Here is a 21866-nt window from a genome sequence, read left to right as displayed (position 1 = left end):
GGCATGAGCGCGCGGACCGCCCCGAACCCGGCGCGCAGGCTGTTCGCCACGGTGCTGGCGTGCGAGGCCATCGTGATCGCCCTGGCGATCCCGGTGGCGGTGACGGTGCTGGACGTGGACGGGGCGACCGCCGGCGGCGTGTGCGGCGGGCTGGCCGTCGCGTGCGTGGCGCTGGCCGGTCTGCTGCGGTTCCCGTGGGCGGTGCCGGCGGGAACGGTCCTCCAGGTGCTGATTCTCGCGACCGGGTTCATGGTGCCGGCCATGTTCTTCCTCGGTGTCGTTTTCGGGGCGCTTTGGGGCACGGCCATTTGGCTGGGACGCAAGGTGGGCGGCTCTCCACCGCGCTAGGTTCGCGGGGACGGCACCATTGCGTCCGCCGACCATCGCGTTTTCCCATTTACCGAGCTATTTGGACATATTGCCCTTTCGGGAAATGTGCGTGCGGCGGATGACGACGTCCTAAGGAGCACGCCGTGTCCTCCCACGCACGCGAACACCCGCCCGGAGACCTCGCCGGGACGCGGCCCGCCGCGCCTCCGGCGCGCCTCGCCGAGGGGGCCGCCCGGCGGAGGCTCGCGACGCTCGGCGCGCTGCTGCTGACGTTCACCGCGCTGCCCGCCGCCGTCCTGGTGGTGCCCGACGCCGTGGGCGGCGTCGTCCCGGCCGCCGCGAGCGCCCTCGCGCTCGGCGACGCCGAGATCCCTGGGCTGCTGCGCGCCACCGGGCTGTCCCTGCCCGCCCTGCTGGTCACGGTGCCGCCCGCCGCTGTCGCCGCCCGCCGGCTCCCCGCGTGGGGCGTGCTCGTGGCAGGGCTCGCGGTGCTGCTCGCCGGCGTCGGCGCCGCGGGCCTCGCCCGCTCGCTGCCCGACATCGGGGCCGTCCGAGCCGTCCAGGGCGTCGGGGCGGGCCTCGTGCTGCCCGCGAGCCTCGTCCTGGTGTGGGAGCGCCGGAACCGCGCCCTGGCGGCCGCCTGGGCCGGAGCCCTCGCGGGCACGCTGATCCTCGCGATGCCGCTGGCGCTGAAGGCCGTCCCCGTGCCCGCCGACGGCACCGCGGTCCCCGACTGGCGCGTCGCGCTCGCGCCCTACCCGCTGCTCGCCGTCGCCGCCGCCGGAGCCGCGCTCGCCCACCCCCTCCTGCACGGACGCCGCCGCCGGCGACCGCCCGCCCTCCGGCGCGCCGAGCGCGGCCGGCTGCTCCTCGTGCTGGTCCCGGCGGGCGGCTTCGCCTTCCTCGCCGTCGTCGCCGCGCACGGATGGTCGCCGGGCGCGCGGCTCCTCCTCGCCGGGCTCACGCTCCTCGCCCTGACCGGCCTCGCCCTCGCCGGCGGCCGGGACGCGGCCGCCGGGGGCCCGGCCGGCGGCGCGGTCGTCATGATCACCATCGGCCTGCTCTGCCAGCCCGTCGCGGGCCCGCTCGCCGGGCTGGCCGCCGCCGAGGCGGGGACCGGGGGCCCGCCGCTGCTCCCGTTCGCCGTGGCGGCCGCCGCCGCCCTCGCGGCGGCGCTCGCGGCCACCCGCGCCGGGGCCCGCGGCGCCGTCCGCGCCGGCCACCTCCTCATGATCTCCGCCGTGCCGCTCGGCCTCGCGGGCGGCGCCCTCGGCCGCTGGGCGCTGCTCGCCCCCCTCGTCCCCCTCGGCGCGGGCGCCGGGCTGGCCCTCGCCGCCTCGCTCCGGGACGCGCGGGTGGGCGCCGCGCTGTTCGGGCTCACGCTGTGCTTCCCCGCGGTGCTGGCCGGGCAGCTGCTCGTCCTGTCGCTGCAGGCGGCGCGGCTGGAGCGGATCCGCCCGCTGACCGACGCCCAGCACGTGCACGCGCTGCTGGAGGGCTACCGCGTCTGGCTGGCCGTCGCGGGGGTGGCCGTCGTCCTGCTCGCCGGAGCCACCACCCGCCTGTGCGCCGGACACGCCGCCGCGGCGCGCCCCCGCACCGCGCGGCCGCCCGGGGATGCCGCCGCGGACCCCGGGGCCGGGTAGGATTCGCGCGCTTACCGAATCCGAAATGCTCTAGGAGAAACTGTCGTGTCCGAGCGCACTCTTGTCCTGGTCAAGCCCGACGGCGTTCGCCGCGGCGTCGTCGGCGAGGTCATCTCCCGGATCGAGCGCAAGGGCCTGAAGCTCGTCGCGCTGGAACTGCGCACCCTCGCCCGCGAGACCGCCGAGGCGCACTACGAGGAGCACAACAGCAAGCCGTTCTTCGGCGAGCTGGTCGACTTCATCACCGGCGGCCCGCTCGTCGCCATGGTCGTCGAGGGCCCGCGCGCCATCGAGGCGTTCCGCTCCCTCGCCGGCGCCACCGACCCGGTCAGCGCCACGCCGGGCACCATCCGCGGCGACTTCGCCCTGGAGATCGGCGAGAACATCGTCCACGGCTCCGACTCCACCTACTCCGCCGAGCGCGAGATCAAGCTCTTCTTCCCCGAGGTGTAGTTCGAAAGCGGTCCGAGGGGGCCGGCCGTCGCTCGTCCAAGAACCGGCTCATGGACGGGTAAGGGCCGGCCCCTCGGCATGCCGGCGGGCTTCACGCGCCGGTAGATCCTCGGCCCGGGGTTCGGCTTTTCCGCGGACGCGCGGAGCGGTGCCGTGAAACGAATCCGACCGTGTTGCGGCGTGGGGCTGTGTCGGGCGGGGGAAGACCCCCTAAGATCCTCGGATACCCGGTGGCGCCGGGTCTGCCGTGGGGCGCCGCGCGTCTTTGGCAGACCGGTCGCCGGGTCAGTCCGCCGGGTTCTCTTTATGGAAAACCGGGCTGGTCAGGACGCGTTTTTTTCGCGACGCGCGGCGCGGGGGTGACTGCCCGCAGAGGTACGCGCACGTTACGATGGACACGCCGCTATACACGCCCGTCAATCATGAAGGGCTCCCTTTCTTCATGGGTAACAAGCTGTCGTTTCTTGGCCGTGACATGGCGGTCGATCTTGGTACTGCCAACACCCTGGTGTACGTGCGCGGGCGTGGCATCGTCCTGAACGAACCCTCCGTGGTGGCGATCAACACCAATACCGGGAAGATCGTCGCGGTGGGCATCGAGGCGAAGCGGATGATCGGCCGCACACCGGGCAACATCGTCGCGGTCCGTCCGCTGAAGGACGGCGTCATCGCCGACTTCGACGTCACCGAACGGATGCTGCGCTACTTCATCCAGAAGGTGCACAAGCGCCGGCACTTCGCCAAGCCGCGGATCGTCGTGGCCGTGCCGAGCGGGATCACCGGGGTGGAGCAGCGCGCGGTGAAGGAGGCCGGCTACCAGGCCGGCGCCCGCCGCGTCTACATCATCGAGGAGCCGATGGCCGCCGCGATCGGCGCCGGGCTGCCCGTCTACGAGCCGACCGGGAACATGGTCGTCGACATCGGCGGCGGCACCACCGAGGTCGCGATCATCTCGCTCGGCGGGATCGTCACCAGCCAGTCGGTGCGCGTCGGCGGCGACGAGCTCGACCAGGCCGTGATCTCTTTCTCCAAGAAGGAGTACTCCCTGATGCTCGGGGAACGCACCGCGGAGGAGATCAAGATGGCGATCGGGTCGGCCTATCCCGGCGGCGACGACGAGCCGCACGCCGAGATCCGGGGCCGCGACCTCGTCAGCGGGCTGCCGAAGACCGTCGTGATCTCCGCCGAGGAGGTCAGGCGGGCGATCGAGGAACCGGTCAACGCCGTGGTGGACGCGGTGAAGACCACTCTCGACAAGTGCCCGCCCGAACTCTCCGGCGACATCATGGACCGCGGCATCGCGCTCACCGGCGGCGGCGCTCTGCTGAAGAACCTCGACGAACGGCTCCGTGAGGAGACCGGGATGCCCATCCACCTGGTGGACAACCCGCTCGACTCGGTGGTGCTCGGCACGGGCAAGTGCGTCGAGGACTTCGAGTCGCTCCGGCAGGTGCTCGTGCCGGAGCCGCGGCACTGATCTGGACATGGCCGGTCCGGGGGCGCGAGGGGTCGCTCCCCGGGCGGGCCGATTCGGACATCGTCCGCCGAGGGCGGCAGCGCCCGCCGGGACGCGGGGGCGTCCCCCCTCGTGAAGCACTGGGCTCCCGGCGGACAAGGGAACGGGAGGTCGGTGCGTGAAGGACACCCGGCGCACCCGCGTGGTCCTCGGCGCATTGCTGGTCGTGGCGCTCGCGATGATCACGATTGACTACCGCGGCGGGCAGGACTCGCCGCTGCGCGGCCTGCGCGGCGTCGGCGCGACGGTGTTCGGCCCGGTGGAGCGGGCCTCGGCGTCCGTCGTCCGGCCCGTGGGCAACACCTTCGACGCGATCACCGACGCGCCGGGCGAGCGGCGCCGCGCCGACCGGCTCGCGCGGCAGAACCAGCGGCTGCGCGAGCAACTGCGCTCCAGCCGCCTCGACCAGGACCGGTCCGCGCAGCTGCGCAGGCTGCTCGGCACCGCCGGGATGGGCGGCTACAAGATCCACGCCGCGCAGGTGATCTCCGCGGGGCAGGGCTTCGAGGACACCGTCACCATCGACGCCGGCAGCCGCAGCGGGGTCAGGCCCGACATGACCGTGATGAGCGCCGACGGCCTCGTCGGGCGCGTCACCCGGGTCGGGCCCGCGACGGCCACCGTCCTGCTCGCCACCGACCAGACGTCCTCCATCGGCTCCCGGCTGGAGGAGTCCAAGGAGATCGGGATCATCCAGGGCCGGGGCCGGCGCGGACTCGGCCGGGGCAGCGCGACGCCGCTGCGGTTCCAGCTGCTGGACGCCGCCGCGCCGATCCGGGTCGGCCAGCGGATCGTCACGCTCGGATCGCAGGGGCAGAAGCCCTACGTCCCGGGCGTCCCGATCGGCATGGTCGAGCGGATCGAGCGGTCCACCAGCGGGCTGACCCGCACCGCCTACGTCCGGCCGTTCGTGCGTTTCACCAGCCTGGACGTCGTCGCCGTCGTGGTCGCCCCGCCGAAGACCGACCCGCGGGACGCGGTGCTGCCGCCCAAGCCCCCGCCTCCGCCGACCCCGACTCCGACCGCGACCGCGACGCCGTCGGCGAGCAAGAGCCCGAAGGCGAGGCCGCGCCACTCCAAGAGCCCGTCCACGAATCCGACACGGGGGGACTGACGTGCTGAACCCGCCCGAGGCGTCGCCGGCCGGCCGCGCCGCGGTGACCGCCGTGGTGATCGTCGTGACGCTGATCCTTCAGGTGTCGGTGGCGAACCGGCTGCCGCTGCCCGGCGGCGTCCAGCCCGACCTGGTGCTGCTGGCCGTGGTGGCGCTCGCGCTCGTCGCGGGCTCCATGACCGGCATGGTGGCCGGGTTCCTCGCGGGCCTCGCCGCCGACATCATCCCGCCCGCCGACCACACCATCGGCCGGTACGCGCTCGTCTACTGCCTCATCGGGTACCTGTGCGGCGTCGCGTCCGCCGAGATGGACCGCCAGTCCGCGGTGCCGTTCTTCGCCGTCGCGGCCGGCGCGCTCGCCGGGACCGTGGTGTACGCGGGCACCGGCATGATCCTCGGTGACCCGCGCGCCGCGTGGGCGTCCGTGTCCGGCATGGTGCCGCTGCAGGTGCTCTACGACGTCATCGCGAGCCCGTTCGTGGTGTGGGCGGTGCTGCGCGCCACCCGCCGCTACGAACGCGGGGAGCGCGCCCGCGGCGACCGCCTGGCCGTGCCCGCCGCCCGCTACCGCGCGATGTCGGGGCGGAGCGGGACCCTGTGAACCCGAGGACCCACTTCCGCCTCGTCGTCCTGTACGTGCTCGTCGCCGCGCTGCTGCTCGTCCTGATCGGGCGGATGTGGGCGCTCCAGGTCCTGGAGGGCGAGCACTACCGGGCGGTCGCCGCCGAGAACCGCACCCGCGACATCGTCGTCCCGGCCACCCGCGGGATGATCCTCGACGACCGCGGCAGGCCGCTCGTGCGCAACCGCAGCGCCCTCGTCGTGTCGGTCGACCGCACCACGCTGTCGCGGCAGAAGGACGGCGGCCAGACCGTCCTGAAGCGGCTCGCCGCCGTGCTCGGCACGTCCCAGGAGGAGATGGCCAAGCGGACCCGGCTGTGCGGGCCCGGCATCAAGCGGCCGTGCTGGCCCGGCTCCCCCTACCAGCCGATCCCCGTCGAGGACCACGTCGACCCCAAGCGGGCGTTGCAGATCATGGAGCGGCAGGAGGACTTCCCCGGGATCACCGCGCAGGTCCAGGCCGTCCGCGACTACCCCCAGCCGGAGGGCGCGCGCCCCGCGCAGCTGCTCGGCTACCTCCAGCCCGTCACGCAGGAGGAGCTCGACAAGCGCAAGGGCCTGAAGGTCACCGGCTACAGCGGCGTCGACCTCGTCGGGCGCGACGGCCTGGAGGCGCAGTACGACTCCGCGCTGAGCGGCGAGCCCGGGTTCCGCAAGGTCCTGGTCGACAGCCAGGGCCGCGTCACCGGCACCGCGCAGGAGCAGCCCCCGACCGCCGGCAGCAACCTCGTCACCAGCATCGACGCGGGCGTGCAGGGCGCGGCGGAGGACGCCCTCAAGCACGCGATCGACGGCGCGCGCAAGCAGGGCCGCCCCGCCGACGCCGGGGCCGCGGTCGTGATGGACGTGCGCACCGGCCGGATGGTCGCGATGGCGAGCTACCCGACCTACGACCCCGGCATCTGGACCGGCGGCATCTCCCAGGACGAGTACGACGCTCTGCTCGGCAAGAAGCAGGGCGAGCCGCTGATCTCCCGGGTCACCCAGGGAATGTTCGCCCCCGGCTCCACCTTCAAGATCTCCTCGGTGTCCGCCGCGGTGGAGGACGGCAACAGCCTGACCGGCACCTACGACTGCCCCGGCTCCTACAACGTCGGCAACCGCGCGTTCCGCAACTTCGAGGGCGAGGAACTCGGCGCGATGTCGCTGCACACCGCGCTCGTCAAGTCCTGCGACACGATCTTCTACCGCTTCGCCTACCAGGAGTGGCAGCGCGACGGCGGGATGAAGCCGAAGAAGAACCCCTCCGACCCGATGGTGAAGATGGCCCGCAACTACGGGTTCGGGTCGCGCACCGGCGTCGACCTGCCCAGCGAGAGCGAGGGCCGCATCCCGGACCGGGGGTGGAAGAAGAACTTCTGGGACGCCACCAAGGCCGCCAACTGCAAGGGCGCCAAGACGGGCTATCCGGAGGTCGCCAAGACCGACCCGGCTCGCGCCGCCTACCTGAAGGCCGTCGCGACGGAGAACTGCACCGAGGGCTACGTCTGGCGGCCCGGTGACGCGGCGAACTTCTCGGTCGGGCAGGGCGACGTCCTGGTGACGCCGCTGCAGCTCGTCCGCGCGTACGCGGCCGTGGCGAACGGCGGCAGGCTGCTGACCCCGCGGCTCGGCGTCGCGGTCGTGCGTCCCGACGGCTCCATCGTCCGGCGGATCGACGCGCCGCAGCCGCGCCGGCTGCCGGTCGAGGGGAAGGTGCTCAAGTACATCCGCGAGTCGCTCGCGGAGGTGACGAAGAGCGGCACGGCGTCCGGGGCGTTCACCGGCTTCGACTTCAAACGCGTCGACGTCGGCGGCAAGACCGGCACCGCGGAGGTCTACGGCAAGCAGGACACGTCCTGGTTCGCCTCGTTCGGCCCGGTGGACAAGCCGCGCTTCGCGGTGGTCGCGATGGTCTCCCAGGGCGGGCAGGGCGCGCAGACGTCCGCGCCGGCCGTCCGGGAGATCTGGGAGGCCATGTACGGGACGAAGGACCGCAAGGCCATCCTCCAGGACGGGAGGCTCCCGTCCGAGCTGCCGCGGATGCCCGCCGAGGGGACCGCGCCGTGATCACCGATTCCGGGGTCGGCAGCGTCGACGCCTACGCCGCCCACCGGTCGTGGACCAGCAGGCTCGCCGGGCTGCGCCGGCTGGACCTGCCGATGCTGCTGGCCGTGCTGGCGCTGTCGGCGGTGGGCGCGCTGCTGGTGCGCTCGGCCACCTTCCACCTGCTGACCGAACAGGGCAAGGACCCCGAGGGCTTCCTCAAGCGGCACATCCTGAACCTGGTCATCGGCTTCCTGCTCGGCGGACTGGTCACCGTGCTGGACTACCGGCTCCTGCGCGCCTACGTCCCGATCCTGTACGGACTGGCGTGCGTGGGGCTGCTGGCCGTGCTGACCCCGCTCGGCTCGACGATCAACGGCTCGCACTCGTGGATCGTGGTCGGCGGCGGGTTCCAGGTGCAGCCGTCGGAGTTCGCCAAGGTCGGGCTCGTCGTGCTGCTGGCGATGATCCTCGGCGAGCCGCGCGACGGGGAGATCGGCCCCGGCCGGCGGGACGTGCTGCTCGCGCTCGTGCTCGCCGGGGTGCCCGGCATGCTGATCATGCTGCAGCCCGACCTCGGCACCACGCTGGTGTTCATCGCGGTGGTGCTCGGCATGCTGGCGATCTCCGGGGCGCAGAAGCGCTGGCTCGTCGGGCTGGTCGGCGGGGGCGTCGCCGCGGGCGCCGCGGTGTACTTCTTCGGGCTGCTGAAGGCCTACCAGATCGCCCGGTTCACCGCGTTCCTGAACCCCGAGGCCGACCCGCGCGGCGCCGGCTACAACGCCCAGCAGGCCCGCATCGCGATCGGGTCGGGCGGCGCGTTCGGCAAGGGCCTGTTCCACGGCGAGCAGACGGGCGGCCACTTCGTCCCCGAGCAGCAGACCGACTTCATCTTCACGGTCGCGGGGGAGGAGCTCGGCTTCGTCGGCGCGGCCGTCATCATCGCCCTGCTCGGCGTGGTGCTGTGGCGCGGGCTGCGCATCGCCACCCAGGCCGCCGACCTGTTCGGGACGCTCGTCGCCACCGGGGTCGTGTGCTGGCTGGGGTTCCAGACGTTCGAGAACGTCGGCATGACGATCGGGATCATGCCGATCACCGGGCTGCCGCTGCCGTTCGTGTCCTACGGCGGGTCCGCGACCTTCGCGAACATGATCGCGTTCGGCCTGCTGCAGGCCGTCCACGTGCGCCGCCGCCCGTTCGATTAGCGACCCGCGACCGCGTAGGCTGGACGTTCATCCCCACGTCCCCTGCACGGAGGGTTCCGTCATGCCGGTCGAGTCGCTCTTCCCGCGCCTGGAGCCGCTGCTCCCGAGCGTGCAGAAGCCGATTCAGTACGTTGGCGGCGAGCTGAACTCCCAGCTCAAGGACTGGGACGAGACCACCGTCCGATGGGCGCTGATGTATCCGGACGCCTACGAGGTGGGGCTGCCGAACCAGGGCGTCCAGATCCTCTACGAGATCCTCAACGAGCGCGACGGCGTGCTCGCCGAGCGGACGTACTCGGTGTGGCCCGACATGGAGGCCGTCATGCGGGAGCACGGCATCCCGCAGTTCACCGTCGACGCGCACCGGCCGGTCGCCGCCTTCGACGTGTTCGGCGTGTCGTTCTCCACCGAACTCGGCTACACGAACCTGCTGACGGCGCTCGACCTCGCCGGCATCCCGCTGGAGGCCGCCGACCGCACCGGCGACCACCCGATCGTGATCGCGGGCGGGCACGCCGCGTTCAACCCCGAGCCGATCGCCGACTTCGTCGACGCCGCCGTCCTCGGCGACGGCGAGGAGATCGCGCTCGCCATCACCGAGGTCGTCCGCGAGTGGAAGGCCGAGGGCGAGCCCGGCGGGCGCGACGGGCTGCTCCTGCGCCTCGCCGCGTCCGGCGGCGTGTACGTCCCGCGCTTCTACGACGTGACCTATCTGCCCGACGGGCGCATCCAGCGGGTCGCGCCGAACCGTCCGGGCGTCCCGTGGCGGATCGAGAAGCACACCGTCATGGACCTCGACCAGTGGCCCTACCCGAAGAAGCCGCTGGTCCCGCTCGCCGAGACCGTGCACGAGCGGTTCAGCGTGGAGATCTTCCGCGGCTGCACCCGCGGCTGCCGGTTCTGCCAGGCCGGAATGATCACCCGTCCGGTGCGGGAGCGGTCGATCACCACGATCGGCGACATGGTGGAGCAGGGGCTCAAGGAGTCCGGCTTCCAGGAGGTCGGGCTGCTCAGCCTGTCCAGCGCCGACCACAGCGAGATCGGCGAGGTCGCCAAGGGCCTCGCCGACCGCTACGAGGGCACCAACACCTCGCTGTCGCTGCCGTCCACGCGGGTGGACGCCTTCAACATCACGCTCGCCAACGAGTTCTCCCGCGGCGGCCGGCGCTCCGGCCTGACGTTCGCGCCGGAGGGCGGCTCCGAGCGGATGCGCAAGGTGATCAACAAGATGGTCAGCGAGGACGACCTGATCCGCACCGTCACCACCGCCTACGAGAACGGCTGGCGGCAGGTCAAGCTGTACTTCATGTGCGGCCTGCCCACCGAGGAGGACGAGGACGTCCTCGCCATCGCCGGCATGGCCAAGCGGGTCATCCAGGCCGGGCGCGACGCCACCGGCCGCAAGGACATCCGCTGCACCGTGTCCATCGGCGGGTTCGTGCCGAAGCCGCACACCCCGTTCCAGTGGGCCGCGCAGTGCGACCACGAGACCGTCGACCGCCGCCTGCGCGCCCTCAAGGACGCCCTGCGCGGCGACAAGGAGTACGGGCGCGCCATCGGTCTGCGGTACCACGACGGCCAGCCGTCGATCGTCGAGGGGCTGCTGTCGCGCGGCGACCGGCGCGTCGGCAAGGTCATCCGCGCCGTCTGGGAGGACGGCGGCCGCTTCGACGGCTGGAGCGAGCACTTCTCCTACGAGCGCTGGACGGCCTGCGCCGAGAAGGCCCTGGCCGGGGAGCCCGTCGACCTCGCCTGGTACACCGTCCGGGAGCGCGACGAGGTCGAGGTGCTGCCCTGGGACCACCTCGACGCGGGCCTCGACCGCGAGTGGCTCTGGCAGGACTGGCAGGACGCCGTCGACGAGACCGAGGTCGAGGACTGCCGCTGGACGCCCTGCTACGACTGCGGCGTCTGCCCCACGATGGGCACCGAGATCCAGATCGGCCCGACCGGCAGGAAGCTTCTCCCGCTTGACGTGGTGTGACTGGATTCGGCCTCGCCGTCCCTTGAGCTGCAAGGGTTCCGGGCTTACGGGGGCGGTGCCTGGCGGAACCGGGTCCGGCGCCCCGTACTCTATAGGGAGACCTGTATCTCGACTCGACACGAGTAGGAAGGACCAGAACCCTGGCACCCATGCCGGAGGGTCCGGCGCCGGCCCCCGTGACCCAGCGACTGCGCGTCCGCTATGCCAAGCGGGGCAGGCTGCGGTTCACGAGCCACCGCGACATTTCCCGGGCCGTGGAACGCGCCGTGCGGCGCGCCGGGATCCCTGTCGCGTTCAGCGCCGGATTCACCCCCCACCCGAAGATCTCGTATGCGGGTGCGGCGGCGACAGGGGTGGCCAGTGAGGCCGAATACCTCGAACTCGGGCTCACCGAGACCCGCGACCCTGCGCGGGTGCGAGCCGATCTCGACGCGGCCCTGCCTCCCGGACTCGACGTCCTGGACGTCGTGCCGGTAAGGGCGGGACACGGCGACGCCCCGGTGAAGCCGGGCGCGTTCACCGATCGGCTCGAGGCGTCCGAATGGCGGATCAGGCTGGACGGTGTCGCCGAAGGCGACGCCGCCGCGGCCGTGGCCGCCTTCATGGGCGCCGAGAACATCGAGGTAGAACGTCTCACGAAGAAGGGACGGCGCCGTTTCGACGTGCGCGCCGCCGTGTCCGCCTGCGAGCTGGACCGGCGCGCCGCCGAGACGGCGAATGCCCCTTGTGCGATACTTCGAATGGTTGTTCGGCATTCCACACCCGCCGTTCGACCCGACGACATCCTCACCGGACTGCGTCAGGTCGCCGACCTCGCGCCGCCGTCACCGCCGCTGGTGACCAGGCTGGCGCAGGGGCCCCTCGACGCGGACACCGGTGGTCTCGCGGATCCCCTGGATCCCGACCGGGAGACCGGCCTACCGCCCGGCGACGACGCCGGGACGGCCCGCGGCCTTGAGCGGCCGCGGTCCGGGGACGCCGCGAGCGCGGATGCCGTCAGCGCCTGACCGTGGGACCGAAGCCGTGGAGGCACGGAACCGGCCCCGCAGGGTACGGAAGGCGCACCCCCGACGACTTCGTCGTCATGGCCGGACCACCGTCCGGCCGTGACGGCACCGACTGACGAGGTGCTCTCGTGCGGCGCACCGCATCGTTCCGCTTCCGGCGGGACGGGCGGACGCGCCCGGGAGCCTGACGGGAGATTGCCCGGATGCTTGAGAACGAAGCCGATGCGGCCGCGGCCGAAGGCGCCGACGGAACCGTTGACGACGAGACCGCGGAGGCCGCGCGGACCGAGAAGGCGCGGAGCGGAAGCGCCAAGAGCGGGGGCAGGGGCGTGACGTCGCGTCCGCGCCGCGCGAGCCGGCCCGCCGGCCCGCCGCCCGACGTGGACGAGACCCCCGCCGAGCCCCCCGCCGCGCAGCCGGAGCCCGCCTCCGCCGAGCAGCCCGCACCCGCCGAGGAGGCCGCGGCGCCCGCCGAGCCGGCCGAGCCGCCGAAGCGGACCCGGACCCGCGCGCGCAAGACCACGAAGGCCGCCGCCGAGACGGCCGAGCCCGTCCCGATGACCGGCGCCGAGACCACGCCCGAGGCCCCCGCCGCGCCGGCCGCCGCGCCGCCCGCCGAGCCGCCCGCCGAAGAGGCGCCGGCGCCCCGCACCAGGACCCGCCGCCGCCCTGCCAAGGCCGCCGCCGAGGTGCCGTCCGTGCCGCAGGTCCCGGCCGTCCCGGTCGCCGGGGAGGTGCCGGCCCCCGAGCAGGTGTCGGAGACCGAGCCCGCGAGCGGCGTCGGCGTCCCCGGCGTGACGTTCCAGCCGCCGATGGTCGTCTTCCAGCCGCCGCAGCCCAAGGCCGAGGCGCCCGCCCGGCCGAAGCCCGCCGAGGCCGAGCCCGCCGTGCAGGACGCCGGCGAGGAGGACCAGGACCAGGACCACGGGCCGGCGGACGAGGACGACTCCGAGGACCGCCCGTCCCGCCGTCGCCGCCGCCGTGGCGGCCGCGGCCGCGGCCGGGGCGGCAAGGAGGGCGCCGAGGACGAGGGCGACGACGCCGAGGGCGACGCCGAGGCCGAGGAGCCCGCGGAAGAGCAGCCCGCCAAGCCCGCCAGGGCCGCCAAGGGCAAGGCGGCGAAGGGCAAGGCGTCCAGGGCGAAGGACAAGGACCAGGACAAGGAGCCCAGGGCCGAGGAGCCCGAGCAGGGCGCCGCCGAGGGCGAGGAGGACGACGGAGAGGGCACGAGCCGCCGCCGTCGCCGCCGCAGGCGCCGTTCCGGGGCCGACGGCGAGTCCGGCGGCACCGACGACCCGCCGAACACCGTCGTGCACGTCCGCACGGCCCGCGAGGAGCGCGCCGCCGCCGAGGACGAGGTCCAGTCCGTGCGCGGCTCGACCCGCCTGGAGGCCAAGAAGCAGCGCCGCCGCGAGGGCCGCGAGCAGGGCCGCCGCCGCCCGCCGGTGATCACCGAGGCGGAGTTCCTGGCCCGGCGCGAGGCCGTCGAGCGGGTCATGGTGGTCCGCCAGGAGGGCGAGCGCACGCAGATCGCCGTCCTGGAGGACGACGTGCTCGTCGAGCACTACGTCAACCGCGCGACGCACCAGTCGTACGTCGGCAACGTCTACCTCGGCAAGGTCCAGAACGTCCTGCCGTCGATGGAGGCGGCGTTCGTCGACATCGGCAAGGGCCGCAACGCCGTGCTGTACGCGGGCGAGGTCAACTGGGACGCCTCCGGGCTGGAGGGCCAGCCCCGCCGCATCGAGTCGGCGCTGAAGTCGGGCCAGTCGGTGCTCGTCCAGGTCACCAAGGACCCCCTCGGCCACAAGGGCGCCCGGCTGACCAGCCAGGTCTCCCTGCCCGGCCGGTACCTGGTCTACGTGCCCGACGGCTCGATGACCGGCATCAGCCGCAAGCTGCCCGACAAGGAGCGCAGCCGCCTCAAGTCGATCCTCAAGAAGGTCATGCCGGAGCAGGCGGGCGTGATCGTGCGGACCGCGGCCGAAGGGGCGACCGAGGAGGAGCTCGCCCGCGACGTCTCGCGCCTGGCCGCCCAGTGGGAGAGCATCCAGAAGAAGGTCAAGACGGCCTCGGCGCCGTCCCTTCTCTACGGCGAGCCCGACCTGACGATCCGGGTCGTCCGCGACATCTTCAACGAGGACTTCACCAAGCTCGTGGTGTCCGGCGCCGAGGCCTGGGACACCGTCTCCGACTACGTCCAGTACGTCGCCCCCCACCTCGCCGACCGCGTCGAGCGCTGGACCGGCGACCAGGACGCCCTGTCGGCGTTCCGCATCGACGAGCAGATCGCCAAGGCGATGGACCGCAAGGTCTGGCTGCCGTCCGGCGGCTCCCTGGTGATCGACCGCACCGAGGCGATGACGGTCATCGACGTCAACACCGGCAAGTTCACCGGGCAGGGCGGCAACCTGGAGGAGACCGTCACCCGCAACAACCTGGAGGCGGCCGAGGAGATCGTCCGCCAGCTCCGGCTCCGCGACATCGGCGGCATCATCGTCGTCGACTTCATCGACATGGTGCTGGAGAGCAACCGGGACCTGGTGCTGCGCCGCCTCGTCGAGTGCCTGTCGCGGGACCGTACCAAGCACCAGGTCGCCGAGGTCACCTCGCTCGGGCTGGTGCAGATGACCCGCAAGCGGGTCGGCCAGGGGCTGCTGGAGGCGTTCTCGGAGACCTGCGAGTCCTGCAACGGCCGCGGCATCCACGTCCACCTGACGCCGGTCGAGCCGAAGGCGGAGAAGGCGGCCGGCAAGGAGTCCGGACGCCGCCGCAAGCGCAAGGGCGAGGTCGAGAAGGCCGTCGAGGAGAAGCTGTCCCGGCACGAGGCCAGGCCCAAGGAGGCCGCGGAGGAGCCCGCCGCCGAGGAGCCCGCGACGGTGCCCGCCGCCGAGACGGCGCCGGTCGTGGAGGCCGCGCCCGAGCCCGTCCGTTCGCGGCCGAAGCGGTCCCGGCCGGCCAAGCGCCCGGCCGGCCCGCCGCCCGAGATCGACGAGGCCCCGGCGCAGGCCGCCGTGGAGGCCGCCGAGGCCGCCGAGGAGACCGCCGGCACCGCGCCGGGCGCGCTGGACTCCGCCGAACCGGTCCCGGTCGACCCCAACGGCGCCGAGCCGGCCGCCGGCGAGCTGAACGGCGCCGGTGTGGCCGTCGGCGAGTCCAACGGCTCCGCGCCCGCGGGCGACCAGGACGGCGCCGAGCCCGCCCGCCGGCGCCGTGCCCGCCGCCCCCGCGCGACGGCGGCGCAGGCCGCCGACGGCGGAGAGTCCTCGGACTGACGCGGGGCCGGACGCCCTGGCCGGACGCGTTCGCGTTCCGGCCAGGGCATCCGGTACCCTTGACCTTCGGCGCGCCTTCGGTGCGTCGCCCGAATCCGCACCGCGAGCCCCGTCCGGGGATCGTTCGGTGCTCACCTCATCGATCCGGTGGGGCACAGCAGAGAGCGCCAGGGTCCTCCTGGTGTGCCGCCCTCGGCCCGGTGCCGGGGGTAGGCCCCCGTCCGGGGGCTGGTAAGCCACGCGTGGGACCGGTTCACTCCGGAAGCGCGCGCAGACGAAGGGTTTCCGCGGTGTACGCGATTGTCCGCGCAGGCGGCAGGCAGGAAAAGGTCGCCGTCGACGACGTGCTGGCCGTCGACAAGCTGGCCGGTGACGTCGGGTCGACCATCACGCTCCAGCCCCTGCTGGTCGTGGACGGCGACGACGTCGTGAGCCGCACGGCCGACCTCGCCCGCTACGAGGTGACCGCCGAGATCCTCGGCGCGGTCAAGGGCCCCAAGATCAACATCATGCACTACCGGAACAAGACCGGGTACAAGCGGCGGATGGGTCACCGTCAGCCGTACACCGAGGTCAAGATCACCGGTATCAAGGCCGGCAAGAAGTAAGGGAGAGCGGTCTCATGGCACACAAGAAGGGCGCATCGTCCAGCCGCAACGGTCGCGACTCCAACGCCCAGCGCCTCGGTGTGAAGCGCTTCGGCGGCCAGGTCGTCAACGCCGGCGAGATCATCGTCCGCCAGCGCGGCACCCACTTCCACCCCGGCCCGGGCGTCGGCCGCGGCGGTGACGACACGCTGTTCGCGCTCGTCGCGGGCGCGGTGGAGTTCCGCCGCTACCGCGGTCGCAACGCGGTGAGCGTCGTCCCGCCGGCGGAATAGTCCGCCGGGGGCAGCGACTTTTTGTTCGAAGGGGCGGACCGTTTCCGGTCCGCCCCTTCGCCGTTCTTACCAAGGTTCCCTGAGGAGAGTCACCGTGGCCGCTGGAGCGGGATCGGGCGCGCAGTTCGTCGACCGGGTGGTGCTGCACGTCGCGGCGGGCAACGGCGGCAACGGCTGCGCCTCGATCCACCGGGAGAAGTTCAAGCCGCTCGGCGGCCCGGACGGCGCGAACGGCGGCCGCGGCGGCGACGTGGTCCTCGTCGTCGACTCCAACGCCGCGAGCCTCCTCGAATACCACCGGCGCCCGCACCGCAAGGCCGGCAACGGCAGGCCGGGCCAGGGCAGCCTGCGGACGGGCGCCGACGGCGACGACGTGATCCTGGCCGTCCCCGACGGCACCGTGGTGAAGTCGGGCGACACCGTCCTCGCGGACCTGGTCGGCGAGGGCACCCGGTTCGTGATCGCCAAGGGCGGCAGCGGCGGTCTCGGGAACGCGGCGCTGGCGACGGCCAAGCGCAAGGCGCCCGGGTTCGCGCTGCTCGGGGAGCCGGGCGAGGAGCGCGACGTCGTCCTGGAACTGAAGAGCGTCGCCGACGTCGCGCTCGTCGGGTTCCCGAGCGCGGGCAAGTCGTCGCTGATCGCCGCGCTCTCGGCCGCCAAGCCGAAGATCGCCGACTACCCGTTCACGACGCTGATCCCGAACCTCGGCGTGGTGAGCGCGGGCGACACGACGTTCACGGTCGCGGACGTGCCCGGCCTGATCGAGGGCGCCAGCGAGGGCCGCGGCCTCGGCCTGGACTTCCTGCGCCACATCGAGCGCTCCTCCACCCTCGCGCACGTCCTCGACTGCGCCACGATGGAGCCGGGCCGCGACCCGGTCAGCGACTTCGAGGTGATCGAGCGCGAGCTGCAGGCCTACGACCGGGTGCTGGGCGACCGCCCGCTGTCGGACCGACCCCGCATCGTCGTGCTGAACAAGGTGGACGTGCCCGACGGCCGCGACCTCGCCGAGATGGTGCGGCCGGAGTTCGAGGCCCGGGGCCTGCGCGTGTTCGAGGTGTCGGCGGCGTCGCACGAGGGGCTGCGGGAGCTGTCGTTCGCGATGGCGGCGATGGTCTCGGAGTACCGCGCCTCGCTGCCCGCGGCGGAGCCCACCCGCATCGTCATCCGGCCCGAGCCGCTCGGCGGCGACACCGACTTCGAGGTCAGGACCCTCGGCGACAACACCTTCCTGATCACCGGCACGAAGCCGGTCCGGTGGCTGCGCCAGACCGACTTCGCCAACGAGGAGGCCGTGGGCTACCTCGCCGACCGCCTCGCCCGGCTCGGGGTGGAGGACGCGCTCGCCCAGGCGGGCGCCAGCGCCGGCGCCACCGTCCTCATCGGCACCATGGACGAATCGATCGTCTTCGACTGGGAGCCGGAGGTCGCGGCGGGCGAGGGCACGAGTGGCCCGCGCGGCACCGACCGCCGCCTGAGCGGCTGGTCCTGAACGAACAGCCGGGGGTGTGGGGGCGTTCCCGTAGAGAGCAGTGTCGTGAGCGGAGCTGAGTCATGAGTGGGCGTGAGGCGGTCGCGAAGGCGCGGCGGATCGTGGTGAAGGCGGGCTCGTCCTCGCTGACCACGCCGCAGGGCACGATCGACGTGAACCGCATCGACGCGCTGGTGGACGTCCTCGCCGCGCGCCGCGGCGAGGGCACCGAGATCGTGTTCGTGTCGTCGGGCGCGATCGCGGCGGGGCTCGGCCCGCTCGGCCTGACCCGCCGCCCGCCCGACCTCGCGACGCAGCAGGCGGCGGCGAGCGTCGGGCAGGGCCTGCTGTTCGCCCGCTACACCTCCTCGTTCGCCCGGTATGCGCTGACCGTGGGGCAGGTGCTGCTCACCGCCGACGACATGATGCGCCGCTCGCACCACCGCAACGCCCAGCGCACCCTCGCGCAACTGCTCGCCATGGGCGTCCTGCCGATCGTGAACGAGAACGACACCGTCGCGACCGACGAGATCCGGTTCGGCGACAACGACCGGCTGGCCGCGCTGGTCGCGCACCTGATCCGCGCGGACGCGCTGGTCCTGCTCTCGGACGTGGACGCCCTCTACACCGGCGACCCGCGCCGTCCCGGGACGCGCCGTGTCGACGAGGTGCGCGGCCCCGCCGACCTCAGGGACGTCGAGCTCGGCGGCTCCGGGCGGGTCGGCACCGGCGGCATGGTCACCAAGGTCGAGGCGGCCAGGATCGCGGGCATCCCCGTCGTGCTGACCAACGCCGCGTCCGCGGCGCGCGCGCTGTCCGGCGACCACGTCGGGACGCTGTTCCATCCGGCCGAGGGCCGCCGCATGTCGACCCGCAACCTGTGGCTGGCGCACGCGACGACGGGCCAGGGCCGCGTCATGCTGGACGCGGGCGCGATCGAGGCGGTCGTGCGGCGCCGCAAGTCCCTGCTCCCGGCGGGGGTGACCGGCGTGGAGGGCGACTTCGCCGCGGGCGACCCGGTCGACCTGTGCGACACGGCCGGCGAGGTCGTCGCGCGCGGCCTGGTGAACTACGACGCGTCCGAGATCCCCGAGCTGATGGGGCGCTCGACGCGCTGGCTGGCCCGTGAGCTGGGCGCCGAGTACGAACGCGAGATAATCCACCGCGACCATCTGGTGATATTGCAATGACGGGAGCCTGCTGATGAGCGACGAGCGCGAGGAGTTCCTGCGGGTGGCGCGGCGCGCCAGGGAGGCCGCCGCCGGGCTGGCCCCGCTGCCGCGGTCGGCGAAGGACGCGGCGCTGCACCGCATCGCGGACGCGCTGGTCACCGCCGCCCCGGAGATCGTCAAGGCGAACGAGGCCGACGTCGCGCGGGCCCGCGGGAACGGCATCTCCGAGTACATGATCGACCGGCTGAGCCTGTCGGAGGCGCGGATCGCCTCGATCGCCGACGCCGTCCGGAAGGTCGCCGCGCTGCCGGACCCGGTGGGGGAGACGGTCCGCGGGAGCGTGCTGCCGAACGGGCTGGAGCTGCGCCAGGTGCGGGTTCCGCTCGGCGTCGTCGGGATCATCTACGAGGGCCGCCCGAACGTGACCGTGGACGCCGCCGCGCTGTGCCTGAAGAGCGGCAACGTGGCGATGCTGCGCGGCTCGTCGTCGGCGTACGACTCCAACACGGTGCTGGTCGAGGTGATGCAGGGCGCGCTCGCCGGCACGGAGGTCCCGCCGGACGCGGTGCAACTCGTTCCGGGCACGTCCCGGGAGTCGGTGAAGCACCTGATGCGGGCGCGCGGCCTGGTGGACGTGCTGATCCCGCGCGGCGGCGCCTCGCTGATCAACTCGGTGGTGGAGGAGTCGACCGTCCCGGTGATCGAGACGGGCGTCGGGAACTGCGCGGTGTACGTGGACGCCGCCGCCGACGTCGACACGGCCTTGGACATCCTTCTGAACGCCAAGACGCAGCGTCCTTCGGTGTGCAACGCCGCCGAGACGTTCCTGGTGCACGCCGACATCGCCGACACGTTCGTCCCGCGCGCGCTTGAGGCGCTGAAGGGCGCCGGTGTCACGGTGCACGGTGACGAGCGGATCCGCTCCTTCGGCGGCGACGTCGTGGAGGCGACCGAGGACGACTGGTACGCCGAGTACCTCTCGCTCGACATCGCCGCCCGCGTGGTCGACTCACTCGACGACGCCGTCGCGCACATCCGCCGGTACGGCTCGGGGCACACCGAGGCGATCGTCACGACGTCCCAGCCGGCCGCGAAGCGGTTCGTCGCGCTGGTCGACTCGGCGGCCGTGATGGTGAACGCCTCGACGCGCTTCACCGACGGCGAGGAGTTCGGGTTCGGCGCGGAGATCGGCATCTCGACGCAGAAGCTGCACGCCCGCGGCCCGATGGGGCTGCCGGAGCTGACGTCGACCAAGTACGTGGTGACCGGGGAAGGACACGTGCGCGGCTGAGCTCCGGATTTGTGACATTTTTGCCATTGATGTCACGTGTCGGGTGTGGTCTGATTCACGATTGTGACTCGTCAGTACAGCCGCCGTCGCGTCCTGCGGGGCGCCGCCCTCGGCGCGGGGATCGCCACCACCGGACTGGCCGCCTTCCCCGCGCGCCCCGCCGCCGCGGCGGCGCCCGCGCTGCGCGGTCCCGCCGCCGGCACCACCCTCGACCGGACCTACCTGCTCGGCGCCGCGGGCGCCGGTGGGTACCGCAAGGTGACCACCGGTCCGGGTGAGCCGCACCTGCTGCGCCGCGACCTCGGCGGCGCCGCCTCCGCGCGCCGGGCCGCCACCCGCCGCGGCATCCTGGCGTTCGGCCATCTCACCGACGTCCACATCGTCGACGCGCAGTCCCCGGCCCGCGTCGAGTTCGTCGACCGGCTCAAGGACGGCCTGGACGTCCTGCCGGTCGAGGGCGCCTACCGGCCGCAGGAGATCCTCTCCACGCAGGTGGCCGAGGCCATGGTGCGGGCGGTGAACCAGGTCGGCCGCGGACCGGCGACCGGGCTCGGCCTCGCCTTCACCATCAACACCGGCGACGCCGCCGACAACGTCCAGTACAACGAGCTCCGCTGGATCATCGACCTGCTGGACGGCGGGCGCATCCGTCCGGACTCCGGCGACCCGAACCGCTACGAGGGCGTCATGGACTGGGCGTCCTACGACCGCGCGTTCTGGCATCCCGAGGGCCCGCCGCCCGGCGCCGAGGCCGACCTGCCGAGCACCCGGTACGGCTTCCCGCGCGTGCACGGCCTGATCGACGCCGCGCGCCGCCCGTTCCAGGCGACCGGCCTCGACGCGCCGTGGCTGGCCGCGTTCGGCAACCACGACGGGCTCGTCCAGGGCAACCTGCCGGTCAACCCGCTGGTCTCCGGCCTGGCCACCGGTGGCATCAAGATCGGCGCCCCGGCGGACCCCGGCCAGGCCGAGCGCCTCGCCCGCATGATGAGCGGGGGCGACGCCGCCGAACTCGTCCGCCTCAGCCGCGAGCAGGGCGGCGCGGGAGGACTGTTCCGCCCGGTGACCCCCGACCCGAACCGCCGCATGCTGTCGCGCGCCGAGGTCGTCGCCGAGCACTTCAGGACCACCGCGTCCCTGCGCGGCCATGGCTTCACCCTCGCCAACCTCCGCGACGGGACGGCCTACTACGCCTTCGACAAGGGCGTCGTGCGCGGCCTCGTCCTCGACACCGTCAACCCCAACGGCTACTCCGAGGGCTCGCTCGACAAGAAGCAGCTCGCGTGGCTGGAGTCGCAGCTCAAGGCCGGTAGCAGCCGCTACCTCGCCCCGGACGGCACGGTCGTGCGACACGCGGTGAAGGACCGGCTGTTCGTCCTGTTCAGCCACCACCCCATCGGCTCGCTGGAGAACCCCCTCGGCGGCGACCGCGTCCTCGGCGACGAGGTCGAGGCGCTCCTGCTGCGCTACCCGAACGTCGTCCTGTGGGTGAACGGCCACACGCACCGCAACCAGGTCATCCCGCACGCGCGCAAGGGCGGCGGGGGGTTCTGGGAGGTCAACACGGCCGCGCACATCGACTTCCCGCAGCAGAGCCGGATCGTCGAGCTGGCCGACAACGGCGACGGCACCCTCTCGGTGTTCGCGACGATCCTCGACTCCGCCGGGCCCGCCTCCTACGGCGGCCGCCTCACCGACCCGGTCCGGCTGGCGTCGCTGTCCCGCGAGCTGTCGGGCAACGACTGGCAGGACCGCGAGGAGAACCGCCGCGGCGAGGCCGCCGACCGCAACGTCGAACTCCTGGTTCCGGCGCCCTTCTGAGGAACGGCGAAGGGCCGCCGCGTCCGTGTCGCGGCGGCCCCCGTCCAGCGCCCGG

General features: G+C 73.2%; 17 protein-coding genes. All 17 read left to right on the top strand.

Features of this window, described 5'->3' with window-relative positions:
• Window positions 1–3 precede the first annotated feature (3 nt).
• Window positions 4–348, top strand: a complete 345-nt coding sequence (locus BKA00_RS18125; protein ID WP_185026554.1) for a DUF4233 domain-containing protein — start codon at window positions 4–6, stop codon at window positions 346–348.
• Between the two features lie 125 nt (window positions 349–473).
• Complete coding sequence (locus BKA00_RS18120) at window positions 474–1976, top strand: hypothetical protein (protein ID WP_185026552.1); 1503 nt, start codon at window positions 474–476, stop codon at window positions 1974–1976.
• 45 nt (window positions 1977–2021) lie between these two features.
• Complete coding sequence (gene ndk, locus BKA00_RS18115; RefSeq protein ID WP_185026550.1) at window positions 2022–2429, top strand: nucleoside-diphosphate kinase; 408 nt, start codon at window positions 2022–2024, stop codon at window positions 2427–2429.
• Window positions 2430–2871: 442 nt separating this feature from the next.
• Complete coding sequence (locus BKA00_RS18110; protein WP_185026548.1) at window positions 2872–3906, top strand: rod shape-determining protein; 1035 nt, start codon at window positions 2872–2874, stop codon at window positions 3904–3906.
• Window positions 3907–4063: 157 nt separating this feature from the next.
• Window positions 4064–5059 (top strand): rod shape-determining protein MreC, encoded by a 996-nt coding sequence (gene mreC, locus BKA00_RS18105; protein ID WP_185026546.1) that lies wholly within the window; start codon window positions 4064–4066, stop codon window positions 5057–5059.
• A gap of 1 nt (window position 5060) precedes the next feature.
• Window positions 5061–5660, top strand: a complete 600-nt coding sequence (mreD, locus tag BKA00_RS18100) for a rod shape-determining protein MreD (RefSeq protein ID WP_185026544.1) — start codon at window positions 5061–5063, stop codon at window positions 5658–5660.
• Window positions 5657–7729 carry a penicillin-binding protein 2 gene (gene mrdA / locus BKA00_RS18095; RefSeq protein ID WP_185026542.1) on the top strand — a complete coding sequence of 691 codons (2073 nt, stop codon included), beginning with the start codon at window positions 5657–5659 and terminating at the stop codon, window positions 7727–7729. Before mreD ends, mrdA begins: the two co-directional genes overlap by 4 nt.
• Entirely contained in the window at window positions 7726–8910 is a 1185-nt protein-coding gene (gene rodA / locus BKA00_RS18090; protein WP_230298535.1) for a rod shape-determining protein RodA, read from the top strand. Before mrdA ends, rodA begins: the two co-directional genes overlap by 4 nt.
• 61 nt (window positions 8911–8971) lie before the next feature.
• Window positions 8972–10894 carry a TIGR03960 family B12-binding radical SAM protein gene (locus tag BKA00_RS18085; protein WP_185026540.1) on the top strand — a complete coding sequence of 641 codons (1923 nt, stop codon included), beginning with the start codon at window positions 8972–8974 and terminating at the stop codon, window positions 10892–10894.
• Window positions 10895–11043: 149 nt separating this feature from the next.
• Window positions 11044–11901 (top strand): TIGR03936 family radical SAM-associated protein, encoded by an 858-nt coding sequence (locus tag BKA00_RS18080; protein ID WP_185026538.1) that lies wholly within the window; start codon window positions 11044–11046, stop codon window positions 11899–11901.
• Between the two features lie 203 nt (window positions 11902–12104).
• The gene (locus BKA00_RS18075; RefSeq protein ID WP_185026536.1) at window positions 12105–15176 is read left to right on the top strand and encodes a ribonuclease E/G; all 3072 of its coding nucleotides are present in this window, start codon (window positions 12105–12107) and stop codon (window positions 15174–15176) included.
• Between the two features lie 290 nt (window positions 15177–15466).
• Entirely contained in the window at window positions 15467–15784 is a 318-nt protein-coding gene (gene rplU / locus BKA00_RS18070; RefSeq protein WP_185026534.1) for a 50S ribosomal protein L21, read from the top strand.
• 14 nt (window positions 15785–15798) lie between these two features.
• The gene (gene rpmA / locus BKA00_RS18065) at window positions 15799–16056 is read left to right on the top strand and encodes a 50S ribosomal protein L27 (protein WP_075899989.1); all 258 of its coding nucleotides are present in this window, start codon (window positions 15799–15801) and stop codon (window positions 16054–16056) included.
• A 94-nt stretch (window positions 16057–16150) separates the two neighbouring features.
• A complete protein-coding gene (gene obgE, locus BKA00_RS18060; RefSeq protein WP_185026532.1) occupies window positions 16151–17548 on the top strand; it encodes a GTPase ObgE in 1398 nt (465 codons plus the stop codon).
• 62 nt (window positions 17549–17610) lie between these two features.
• Window positions 17611–18717 carry a glutamate 5-kinase gene (gene proB, locus BKA00_RS18055; protein ID WP_185026530.1) on the top strand — a complete coding sequence of 369 codons (1107 nt, stop codon included), beginning with the start codon at window positions 17611–17613 and terminating at the stop codon, window positions 18715–18717.
• Between the two features lie 13 nt (window positions 18718–18730).
• A complete protein-coding gene (locus BKA00_RS18050) occupies window positions 18731–19990 on the top strand; it encodes a glutamate-5-semialdehyde dehydrogenase (protein ID WP_185026528.1) in 1260 nt (419 codons plus the stop codon).
• A 63-nt stretch (window positions 19991–20053) separates the two neighbouring features.
• Entirely contained in the window at window positions 20054–21811 is a 1758-nt protein-coding gene (locus tag BKA00_RS18045) for a TIGR03767 family metallophosphoesterase (RefSeq protein ID WP_185026526.1), read from the top strand.
• Window positions 21812–21866: the final 55 nt, after the last annotated feature.

The sequence above is a fragment of the Actinomadura coerulea genome (assembly GCF_014208105.1).
GTDB classification, from domain to species: Bacteria; Actinomycetota; Actinomycetes; order Streptosporangiales; family Streptosporangiaceae; genus Spirillospora; species Spirillospora coerulea.
This window is presented reverse-complemented; position numbering and strand designations above follow the sequence as displayed.